Annotated in this window: 14 protein-coding genes; 8 read left to right on the top strand and 6 right to left on the bottom strand. The window is 57.7% G+C overall.

Features of this window, described 5'->3' with window-relative positions; genetic code table 11:
- Positions 1-148: 148 nt before the first annotated feature.
- From AC0L3L_RS30245 to AC0L3L_RS30270, 6 genes are all read right to left on the bottom strand, one after another.
- Positions 149-568 carry a hypothetical protein gene (locus AC0L3L_RS30245; RefSeq protein WP_473640713.1) on the bottom strand — a complete coding sequence of 140 codons (420 nt, stop codon included), beginning with the start codon at positions 566-568 and terminating at the stop codon, positions 149-151.
- A 14-nt stretch (positions 569-582) separates the two neighbouring features.
- Positions 583-975, bottom strand: coding sequence for a hypothetical protein (locus AC0L3L_RS30250; RefSeq protein ID WP_473640715.1), 393 nt, complete (start codon positions 973-975; stop codon positions 583-585).
- A gap of 161 nt (positions 976-1,136) precedes the next feature.
- Positions 1,137-1,541, bottom strand: coding sequence for a hypothetical protein (locus AC0L3L_RS30255; protein WP_473640717.1), 405 nt, complete (start codon positions 1,539-1,541; stop codon positions 1,137-1,139).
- Positions 1,542-2,240: a thermonuclease family protein gene (locus tag AC0L3L_RS30260; protein ID WP_473640719.1), complete on the bottom strand. Its 699-nt coding sequence runs from the start codon at positions 2,238-2,240 to the stop codon at positions 1,542-1,544.
- Positions 2,237-2,776: a thermonuclease family protein gene (locus tag AC0L3L_RS30265; protein ID WP_473640721.1), complete on the bottom strand. Its 540-nt coding sequence runs from the start codon at positions 2,774-2,776 to the stop codon at positions 2,237-2,239. The genes AC0L3L_RS30260 and AC0L3L_RS30265 overlap by 4 nt, the downstream gene beginning before the upstream one ends.
- Complete coding sequence (locus AC0L3L_RS30270) at positions 2,773-3,378, bottom strand: hypothetical protein (RefSeq protein ID WP_473640722.1); 606 nt, start codon at positions 3,376-3,378, stop codon at positions 2,773-2,775. The genes AC0L3L_RS30265 and AC0L3L_RS30270 overlap by 4 nt, the downstream gene beginning before the upstream one ends.
- A 175-nt stretch (positions 3,379-3,553) precedes the next feature.
- Here AC0L3L_RS30270 and AC0L3L_RS30275 point away from each other — a divergent pair, with 175 nt between their 5' ends.
- Genes AC0L3L_RS30275 through AC0L3L_RS30310 form a run of 8 tightly spaced genes read left to right on the top strand, consistent with a single transcriptional unit; the run spans position 3,554 to position 10,633 of the window.
- Positions 3,554-4,498, top strand: coding sequence for a lytic transglycosylase domain-containing protein (locus AC0L3L_RS30275; RefSeq protein ID WP_473640724.1), 945 nt, complete (start codon positions 3,554-3,556; stop codon positions 4,496-4,498).
- Between the two features lie 11 nt (positions 4,499-4,509).
- Complete coding sequence (locus tag AC0L3L_RS30280) at positions 4,510-4,860, top strand: TrbC/VirB2 family type IV secretion system protein (protein WP_473640726.1); 351 nt, start codon at positions 4,510-4,512, stop codon at positions 4,858-4,860.
- Between the two features lie 3 nt (positions 4,861-4,863).
- Positions 4,864-5,163 carry a VirB3 family type IV secretion system protein gene (locus AC0L3L_RS30285; RefSeq protein ID WP_236372195.1) on the top strand — a complete coding sequence of 100 codons (300 nt, stop codon included), beginning with the start codon at positions 4,864-4,866 and terminating at the stop codon, positions 5,161-5,163.
- Between the two features lie 3 nt (positions 5,164-5,166).
- Positions 5,167-7,587, top strand: coding sequence for a VirB4 family type IV secretion/conjugal transfer ATPase (locus AC0L3L_RS30290; RefSeq protein WP_473640728.1), 2,421 nt, complete (start codon positions 5,167-5,169; stop codon positions 7,585-7,587).
- Entirely contained in the window at positions 7,577-8,662 is a 1,086-nt protein-coding gene (locus AC0L3L_RS30295; protein ID WP_473640731.1) for a lytic transglycosylase domain-containing protein, read from the top strand. Before AC0L3L_RS30290 ends, AC0L3L_RS30295 begins: the two co-directional genes overlap by 11 nt.
- Positions 8,663-8,673: 11 nt before the next feature.
- Positions 8,674-9,375, top strand: a complete 702-nt coding sequence (locus AC0L3L_RS30300; protein WP_473640732.1) for a type IV secretion system protein — start codon at positions 8,674-8,676, stop codon at positions 9,373-9,375.
- Between the two features lie 22 nt (positions 9,376-9,397).
- The gene (locus tag AC0L3L_RS30305) at positions 9,398-9,580 is read left to right on the top strand and encodes a hypothetical protein (RefSeq protein WP_473640734.1); all 183 of its coding nucleotides are present in this window, start codon (positions 9,398-9,400) and stop codon (positions 9,578-9,580) included.
- 15 nt (positions 9,581-9,595) lie between these two features.
- Positions 9,596-10,633 (top strand): TrbL/VirB6 family protein, encoded by a 1,038-nt coding sequence (locus AC0L3L_RS30310; protein WP_473640735.1) that lies wholly within the window; start codon positions 9,596-9,598, stop codon positions 10,631-10,633.
- The last annotated feature ends 12 nt before the right edge of the window (positions 10,634-10,645 follow it).

The following is a 10,645-nucleotide window of genomic DNA, read 5'->3' on the forward strand; positions in this document are numbered from 1 at the left end:
TGGAGCTCGGAATCGGGCCGCTGTTCATGATATGATCTTTCTACCGTATATCTGTGCCCCTTTAATGTTCAGGGGCGAGTTCGTCTTCCATTTTCAGCAACACCTGTTTTCGTCGGTCTCGCCGTTTAAAAACGGCGGCGGAGGCCGGCTAGTTGATGGTAGCGATCCATTCGCCGGATGCACCTTTTGCAAACCCGACGACGCGATCCAGGGGCTGAGCCTGTGGTGACATCTTGATTGATGTCATGCACGATACTCCGAGGCCGCTGCTGTTCTTGTCGCACTGGCCGAGAGTAAGCGAGATCTCGGGCATGTTGTTGCGGTCCCAAACGAGCGGCGAAGCTTCCTGTGCCTTCCGGAAGGCGGCAAGAGCTTCATCCTCCGTCGGCGCTTCGACGATCGGGGCTTGCGGAACAGGGCACAGAGAAGGATCGGCAGAAATAGCCGCTGTGAGTTCGGCCTTAGAAAGTGCCTGTGCTTCGACGCCGGGCATCGCAAGCCATGTGCCGCCAGCGCCGGCTAACAAGCCAACGGTGGCGGCAATCGCGAGAAGTGCGTTTTGGTTCACGCTGGAGTCCTCACCTAGAGATTCAAATTGAACCAGTGGCGTTGTTTTACGCCTTGGTCGTTCGGGATGTCGAAATACCAGGGATCGGCGCGGCGGGGACGCATTGACGAAATTTCTTTAGTGCAGCTATCGCTTCCGTTGTCGCTGTCACGACCAGCGCGACGAACGGGAATAGTGAGGCCATTTTTGTCGGCTTGGCTGTTAAACCTCGATTTGCAGACATTCACGGTCTTGACGCACTGATCGGGGACGCGGCGATTGCCTTCCTTGCCCCGCTCGCTATAGCCGACCTTCGAGCCTTCCGGGCAGTCGGCGTACTCTTGGCGGCCAGGTTCTCCAGCCTTTGCTTCGTGGCAAATCGGCCAAGAGAAGCCTGGCTTCGCCATGGCGCGAATGAGTTTCGTCATTGGCGGAACGCAGTAGGAGACGCCATGCCAGGACGGACTTTGCGAGGCAGCACAGAGCAGTACTTGGCAACCCCAGGAGGCATCTTGAGCCTTGGCGGCGGTAGCAGGCAGGAAGGTGACAGCGGACAAGGCCGATTGCGGCGTAAAGCAGTTGTTTCATGTCAGATGATCCTCTCGATTGTTGCTGCTGGTGGCTCCCGACCGACAAATATTTGGTCGATGGGTGAGGCGTTCGACGCTCGATCGCCGGCGGCGTAGGAGACGGCGGCAATGAGCGTGAAGGCAGAGAACCAGAAGATCCCCACACGATAGAGCAGCGGTTTGTTGGGGATATCGCGGCAAAGAGTGGGAAAGGCGAAGAGGCCGACAAGAAAGCTGTCGAACGCCAGGTGACGTTGATCGTGAAGCAAAATCGAAGCGACAAGGAGCAGTGCGGCGAGCGGCCCGTGGACCCACCACAGTTTGGCCGAAACGGTAAGGAGAGCAAACGATAAGGGAATGGCGAGCAATAGGCCCGCCAGAGGATCGGTTGCGAACGAGCTCGCAATATGAGCGAAGTCCGGCAACTATCGGTCTGTCCTCTTCGGTTTATGACGAGCATCGACGAAGGGAGGCGAAATTTCACTCTCGCGCTCAGCGAGCAGGTTAAAATCGGCGATCGGACGCCGGTCGAGCGTCTTGTCGACCGCCTTGCGTCGCCACTCATTCATATCGAGGACGTACGTGGCCCACATGCCGTAGCGCGCTGCCATCGCGTAGTTCTGAACGGTCAGATACTGGCCGTTCACGGGGTAGGGCGAGGCAACGCGCGCCCATCCGACACGCAGCATTTCGAGGGCGAGATCCTCGCCGCCCGTTGCGCAGCGACCGCGCGGCACACCGTCATGGCTGTAGCCGAGAACAGCACATTCGACGCTTTTGTTGCCGACAGTGCGTTTCAGCCATGCCTTGGCGAGCGGACCGCATGGGACTGGTGGCGGCGCCTTGATCTTGTCGCGGGTCTCCCATTTGGGATTGAGCGCCCATTGCGGCAGCTCGCATGCATCGATGTCTGCGAGGCGAACCCGTTGTGCATATTGGGGATACCAAAGCGTTCGGCCGTCCATGACCGCCACCCGGCCGCGAAAGACGGCGAAGGCCGGAGCTGGCGCTGCGGCTTGCGGCCCGAGGCGCGGCGGCAATGGCGGCTCGTCGATGATGTCGGCGGCGATCGAGGGATGCGCGATGGCGGCGGATACAGCAGCCGCGAGCACATGCTTTTTCATTTGGCAGCTTTCTTGGCGCGTTCGTTTGCCGACCTGCTCAAGAGGATCGCCGGGTGCTGTACGTCTTCGAACTGCCACAGACCGGCCCGTTGCTCTCGGGCGCCTTGTTCGGCAACGGCATAAGGAGGATGAAACGGCAGGCCTTCGGCATTGAGGGCAGCGAAGGCATATCCGCTAGTGACCATCATGGTCGCAAGGTCCAGTCTGTCCCTGCCGACTGTGGCGTAGCAGACGACATAGGACGTCTCCACGGTCTTGGCGACAGGCGCACAAACCGGTCGGGTGTCTTTGATGTAGGCGGCGAAAAGGGCGAGCGAAGCGTCGCCACAATCTCGCTTTTGGCCTGTCTTGTCGGTGTAAGGGGTCCCGCGAAGGCAAGATTGCACACCGTAGAGACGATAGCGGTTGCCGCCGGCAACCCACGTGTCGCCGGATTCGAGCGTCACGCCAGGTTGAAGATCGAAGTATCCTGCAGGCGCGGCATTGATCTCTCCTGATGTGAGAATCGCCGCTAGATAAATCGCGGCCCTTCTCATTGGCCTTTGACCCTCGGATCGGCCCACATCCCGTATCCTTGTTTGCCGATGCGTTGTGCTTTTTCGAGATCCACTCGCGCGGGCGAACCATCCGGGTTTTTCACCACTCGAAGTGCGCCAAGGGAAACCAGCTCGTCTTCAAGCATGTCAACGCTGTCGAGGCTGCCGGGATAGTTATAGTAGCCGTAGCAAGTCGCATCCTGGCTCGGTGCATTCTGTTCGCTGACGAAGGCGCGGCAGAAGAGAACCTTTGCTGACTTCAGCATCACCTGCAATTCTTGCTGCGCGAAGCCGCTGCATGATCCCGAATATCCTTCGGTGCGATTCACCATCTCGCCGGTGCACGGCTCGACGCCGTAGAGATGCAGTATTGTCTTGTCGTCGACCTGAATGTCGGTCGGCGAGACAGCCTTATATCCACTGGCAGATGCAAAGCCCTTGCGATCCACGACTTTACCGCTGCCGTCATAGTATTCGACGACCAGGACTGTCTTGCCCGGCGACGCCAGCGATTTGACGTAGTCCTTGTCGATGTCCGGCGCAGCGAAGGCAGACGTTGCCAATATGCAACTTGCGAGTGCGGCGATGATCGTGCCTTTCATTTTCTAGCCCTTACCATTTTGGTTGTGTTGGATTCCCTGCACCTAGGGGGTTTAAGTATGGCGCAAAAGCATGTATCAGTATGCCATATCGGTATCATACCTGTTAGAACTTAACGGTTTTCGTTGCGATCTCAACACCTCAAATGGGGTGGGGCCGATGGCAGGAAGGGCTAGGATGGCAGCTGATTCACGCATCGTTCTGCTGATAGGTGTAGCGGCGCTTTCGACCTTGGGAGGAGGAGCATCCCAGGGCGGCGAAATCCTTAAAAGAACGCCAAAACAGCACGTTTCTATCAGCGATCAGGGAAACCCTGCCGCTCTTAGCGAAACCGCGATCACGGCCATATTCGATAGACGGTGGTCCAGCCCTGAAAGCGACTTTGTCCTTGGTGCCGATGGCGTTGTGCTGTCAGAGCCACCGGCTAAAAACGCCGTCATGACATCTAATCATATCGGTAACATTTCTCCAGTGCAGAGAGTTAAGAACGATAAACCGATTGATACCGACCGAGTTGGAAGCGTCACGGGTGCAATAACCCACAATGGCATCATTGTGCCCGACAAACAGGACACGGAAAACGTGCGGCAATGCGGCCCATCTCCATTAAGTGCGTCTGAAACCAAGACGTTGGTCATTGAGTCAGCACGTCGCCACAGGGTCGATGAAGTATTTGCGACGGCCATTGCCTGGGCTGAGAGCGGCTTTGATCGAATCCGAAACTCGGAGAAGGGCGCGCGCGGGCCGATGCAGCTCATCCCTGCGACCGCGGCACAATTCGGTGTGCGCGACGTCTGCGATCCCGCGGAAAACATCGAAGGCGGGATGAGGTACCTGCGGGTGCTCCTCGACGAATTTCAAAATCCACTGCTGGTCGCGGCCGCCTACAACGCCGGGGAACGGCGGATTTATGAGTACGGCGGCATTCCGCCTTTCAGAGAGACCGTCGGCTACGTGGCGAAGGTCGTGAACTATCAGCTTGGCCTGCCGATGCCGGCAACCACGGGCAAGTCGCCGGCGGATGCTTCGGAAGCAATCGCCGATGCGGGCGATGATCGAGATGTTGGCGTCATCGCGGTCAAGAAAACCGGCAGGTTCGTCGGCGGTGTGATGCATTTTTGAAGGAGAGAAGTATGAGAATTGATGCGGTAAGGGGACCGGGGGCAGGGGCTGTCAAGGTGGCGGCGCTACTCGGGCTCGTGGCGGTTATGCAGGTGGCTGGCGCCGATCTGGTGCTTGCACAAGACACTGGCGGTGGTGGTGGTGCATTCGGGCCGCTTCAAACCGCCGTACAGATGATTGTTGACTTCATCACCGGTCCGTTTGGTCGGTTGCTCGCGATCATCGCCGTCATCGGACTGGGCTTTCTGGCATTTGCGGGCCGTCTGTCTTGGTTCACGGCGGGCGCGGTTGTCATCGGCATCGGTTTGGTGTTCGGCGCTCCCAATATCGTCGATGAGATGATCTCGGCTGTCGGCAATTGACCGATGGCTGAGCACCAGGACGAAAAGCCTCTGGTGACCCCGTTGGTGATCGGACTAACCCGGTCACCAACGCTGTGGGGAGTGCCGTACATGGCCGTCATCATCATCGTCGGCATAACCATCATCGGCTGGCTTGGGACGAATTCGCTGTGGGCGCTCCTGGTAGCTCCGGTGAGCTACCTCTTCCTGTTTTCGCTCTGCACTTGGGACAGCAAGATTCTTGACGTGTTGCAGGTGGCGTCCCGGAAGACTCCGCGGACGCCCAATAAGACATTTTGGGGAGCCAACTCATATGGGCCGTAACGGATGCTGAAAGTCGTTAGAGAAGAACTCGGATTTGGGAAGGTCGCTAACAAAGAGCGGCCTATGGCGGCTCATATTCCTTACTTACGGCACGTCTCGAATACGGTCGTGGGGTTGGAAAATGGCGCCCTTCTTTGCGTGATCAAGCTGGATGGCCTGTTCTTCCAGACGGAGGATCAGGCTGAGCTCAATATGCGCTCGGTCGTCCAGAACACGATGATCCGGGCGCTCGGTTCAAGCCGTTTTTCTGTCTGGTCGACGGTTATCCGGCGCGAGGTCGAAACGGAGATTGAGGGAACCTTCGATGATCCGTTCTGCGATCTCCTGAACAGGCGCTACATGGAGCAGTTGCGCCGGAAGCGCATGTTCACAAACGAGATCTATCTGACCATTGTGCGATCGGGTTTGCGCGGACCGCTCGGCTTGAGCGATGCGGCCAAGCGCCTTCTGGATCGGACTGCAGGCGGCGATGCGCGCGGGCAGCAAACGCGCGAGGATGTGACGGAGCTCGAGGAGCTGATCGGAAACATCACGCGTGAGCTTCAGAAATACGGTGCCCGGGCGCTCGGCATCAGCTATCGCGACGGCGAGCCCTATTCGGAACCTTGCGAGTTTTTCAATACGATCCTGACCTGCGGTGTGCCCCGGAAGATGAGGCTGCCCCGCATGGGCATGCGCAATTACGTCGGAGCGTCGCGGTTGCATTTCAGCAAGCGGACCATGCAGGCGCAGGGTGCCATCGAAGAAGACAACCGGTTTGGCGCGCTGCTGTCCGTCAAGGAATATCCGCCGTTCACCGGTCCAGGGATGCTCGACGGCCTGCTGCAGGTGAACCACGAATTCATCCTGACGCAATCATTCACGATTGCGGACAAGCCAATTGCCCAGGAGCGGATTAGCCGCCTGCAGCGGCAAATCCAGGCATCGGATGAAGCCGGAAGCTCGGTCGAGCACGATATCGACTTTGCGCTCAACAGCCTCATGAATCAGGAAGCCGTGTTCGGGTTTCACCACCTGACATTGCTATGCCTATCGCGGGATCTTGAAGGCGTAAGCCGCTCCGTTTCGGAGCTCGGGTCGTGCCTCACCGACATGAACATTAACTGGCTGCGAGAGGACGTGAACCTTGAAGCAGCCTTTTGGGCGCAACTGCCGGGAAATCACAGCTACATCGCCCGCAAGGCCATGCTGTCGAGTGCAAATTTCTCAGGCCTATCGTCGATGCACAATTTCGCAACCGGGCAGGCCGACCGGACACATTGGGGACTGCCGATCACGATCCTCGAGACAACATCGCAAACGCCCTATTGGTTCAATTTTCACCGTCGCGATATCGGTCATTTCACAGTCGACGGTCCCACCGGGTCGGGCAAGACCGTGGCGATGACGTTCCTTCTGGCGCAAGCCTTCCGGGTATCGCCGTCCCCCAAGGCTGTGTTCTTCGACAAGGATAGGGGCGCGGAGATTTTCATCCGTGCGATTGGCGGCTCTTACGAAGTTTTGTCGCCTGGCACGCCGACCGGCTTCAATCCGTTGCAGCTTGAGAACACCGGGCCGAACCGCGAGTTTCTGTTGCGTCTGCTCAAAGCCATGCTGCGGTCGGGCGATCGGCAGGACTTTTCACCAGAAGACGAAGACACGCTCGAACGAGCGATCGCCCGCCTGATGCAGGAGCCTGCGGCCGAACGCAATCTGCCAAATCTTTCGGGCCTGCTCGTCGGCCGTTCTCGGGCCGACGCGAATGACCTTCATTCCCGACTGCGACCTTGGATCGACGGTGAAAAGGCCTGGATGTTCAACGCTCCGCACGATGTCTTGTCGTTCTCCGGAAGAAGCGTCTTCGGATTCGACATGACAAGCATCCTCTTGACTGAGGATCTTCGCACGCCTGCTTTGATGTACATCTACCATCGCCTCGACGAGCTGCTGACCGGCGATCCTGTTATGTTCTTCATGGACGAAGGCTGGCAGCTTCTTTCCGACGAAACGTTCAGCAACTTCATCGTCGATAAGATGAAAACGATCCGAAAGCTGAATGGCATCGTTGGCTTTGGTACGCAATCAGCGGCCGATATCGCCAAGGCCAAAGCGTCTCACACGATTATCGAGCAAGCAGCGACGAACATCCATTTCCCGAATCCGCGCGCGGATGACGAGAGCTACATCAAGCGATTTGGGCTGACGGTCAAAGAATTCAACTTCATCAAGAATACCCCGCCTGAAAAGCGCACGTTTCTCATCAAGCACGGCAATGACTCCGTCATTGCCCGTCTCGATCTGTCGACAATGCCGGATCTCGTAAAGGTGCTCTCCGGCAACAAGAAGACGATCGAAGAGTGTGCCGCGCTGCGGGAAAAATATGGCGATGAGCCTGAAAACTGGCTGGCTGAATTCTGCGGATGGGAGAGGGTCAATGGAGAATAGTCCTGCTCTATGGCTGATGTTGACGGCGCTTGCTGTACCGGCGCCGGCATTGGCGGGAGGAGTGCCCGTTATCGACGGTGCGAACCTGACCGAGCGTACGACGAGGGACGAAAAGACGACCGAAATCGAAAAAGTCGACAAGGATCGTTTTTCCATAAACAAGAGCGTCACTTGCTCGGTGTACCGGCCTGGCCGGCGAGACGATCCGGTAGCAGCTGCCAACGCCAATCCGGAAATTGCCGGTCTGGTGAAGCGTATCGCCCGAGAGGAAGGCATTAACGAGAACGAATTTCTCGCTCTTGTGTACCAGGAAAGCCGTTTCAACCCTTGTGCAAAGTCAGGCGTGGGCGCGATCGGCCTGGCACAGCTCATGCCCGGTACGGCTGCCGATCTCGGCGTCAACCCTCACAACATCGAGGAAAACCTGCGCGGAGGCGCCAAATATTACCGGCAGCAATTGAGGCGCTTCAACGGCAACGTGAACCTTGCTCTTGCGGCCTACAATTCCGGTCACGGCAACGTCCAAAAATACGGCGGCATTCCGCCGTTCAAGGAGACTCAGGGCTACGTAAAAAACATCACGCAAAGATGGCTTCCGGCCTTCGGCGGTTCGGACTCGGCGAACATTCCGCTGAACTATGGCGGAGGCGATACCGCATATACCGGCATGCGGGACTCAACGATCAACGCCATGGCGACGTCGCAAGCGGCGACCGATAGCGTCGGAAATGTAGCGTTGTGGCTACAACAGTTGGGTGGGATGCAGAGTGGCACGATCCAGGACAGTTGGGATCACAACTCCGGCGCCCGCAATGCCAATCTCGAAATGATGAATCAGGTCATCCGCATGGGAACGGCAATGGGCGACCTGATCAACTCTCGCAACGCCGGCACGGCAAGCAATCTCTCGGGCACTTCGCAGTCCTCAGATTTTAAGGACGAGGACAAAAAACCGCGCGAGACAACCGGCCTCTGCGATCCGCGCGAAGGGCTCGAATGGAGCCCGACGGAGAAAGCATGCGTTCAGAAACGCGAACGCGCGGCCAACGTAAATCTGATGTTGAAGCCACAGTGAGGGAGAATACCATGAAGCGCTTTATCTTTTCTGCGTCGGCGATAGTCCTTGCATCGGCCGCATCCGCACAAGTTCCTGTGATTGACGGAGCAAACTTTGATGTAGCGAAACAGACAGCCGCGACCACAGACAAGATCCTCGGCACGAACAAGGAAATCCTCACGACCGTCGAGCAGACCTTGAAGTCTGTGACAGGCGATCGCGGCAGTGATGCCAACCAGATGCAGGACCTGGCCGTCGGCAATGGCTTTTCAGTCTCGTCGATGCCGTCATTCGATAGCCTGCTCCAGGGCGGTGTGCCGAATTTCGGCGGCATGGGCGGGGACATCGCCAAAGTTGCCACGACGTTTATCAATGGTCTGCAACTGGTCAAAAGTCTCTCTGGCCAGGCGAACAGCACGTTCTCTGGCGATAAGTCCTACGAGGAGTTGGTGAACACCGTACTTGGTGTCGCGGCACTGGTGAATGGGTCCCAGCAGGCGGCCCAGACGCGGAAAAGTGCTTTTGAGCAGGCAGGCCAGCAGATCGGCCAGGCGCAGGACATCAAGGGCTCGATCGACCAAAACACGCAGCTTCAGGTGCAAGCGGGCCTGACGATCAACGAACTGATCGGTGTGATGAACGGCGCGGTTTCGTCTCTTCAGGCGGACAATCAGCGGCGTCTGACCGATATCTCCAACTCAAAAAAGGCGCTCAGCTACAGTGGGAACTAAGCCGACAAAAACAGCGACAGTGATGACGCTTTTCGTGGTCGTGGCCGCTCTTTCCGGCTGCGGCACGGTCAAGGAGAAGACCGCGCCCTGCAAGCGGCCGGCAAACCAGACATCTTATGCGCCGGATCCCCGTCTCGAGTGCGGACCGATGATGCATGTCAATGGCGGTGCATCTGCGGCCTTCGAGGCGATGGAAGTGGAATAGGGACGCTAGGCGACAATGCAGGATTTCTTAGGCGAACTGCTGGACAGGATAGAGCAGACGGGGGCGAATTTTTCTGAACGTGCCTACGAAATTGTCGGCGGCGAGATCGTTCCACTGCTCAATGTCATGTTCCTGGCCTATGTCGGCTATTACGGCCTGCAGCTCTTTATGGGAACTGCTCGCGTCAGTGTCAGCGAAATCATCGGTCGCGTCGTTCGCATGCTGCTGATCCTGACACTGGTGAGCCAGTGGAGCCATTTCAACACGTTCTTTTACTCCTGGCTCAACAATACCCCCGAAGACGTCGGGCGGGCCATCCTCACGGCGACCGGGACAGGCATCACCGAGCCGACGAATGGCCTGTCGATGATCTGGAAAACAGCCAATGAAGCGGCTTCGGCATTCGCCGAACAGTCAGGTTATTTCTCGGTTCTCCCTTCAATGGTCGGCTTCCTGATCATGTTGTGCGTCGCCGTCTTCATTGCCGTTGCCCTCGCAATTTTGCTGCTCGCCAAGGTGATGATGTGGGTGCTCATTGGAACCGCTCCGATTTTCATCGCTTGCATGCTCTTTGAACAAACGCGGAACCTGGGCGTCTCATGGTTTCAACAGGTTCTGCTGTACGCGCTGATTCCGCTCTTTGTTTATGTCGTTGCCGCGTTCTTGATCGCGGCGATGGACCCTGAGTTGACGAAAGTATCGAACGCAGCGAACCAAAGACGGCTCCAGCTCAGCGATATTTCGGCATTTCTGCTGCTGTGCGGTGCCGGCGCGTTTGTACTGTTCAACATCCAGGTCCTCGCACAAGGGATAGTCGGCGGAGTGGCGGCCGGTATCGGCAGTGTCGCGAGAACTGTCGGTCGATATACCGGCTTGACGGCGCCTATGAACGTGTCCCGGGCCGGCATCAAGGGCGCAAGCATCGGCTTCCAGGGCAGCAAGAGCCTCTACACCCGCTTCCGTGGCAATGGCGGCCCTACATCAACATCCCGGGGAGACGGCGCAAAGGCAGCAATGCAGAACCGGATAAGCAGCCACAGCATGCCTCGTTGAGGCTGTTGGTTC

Source organism: Mesorhizobium sp. WSM4849 (assembly GCF_055811385.1).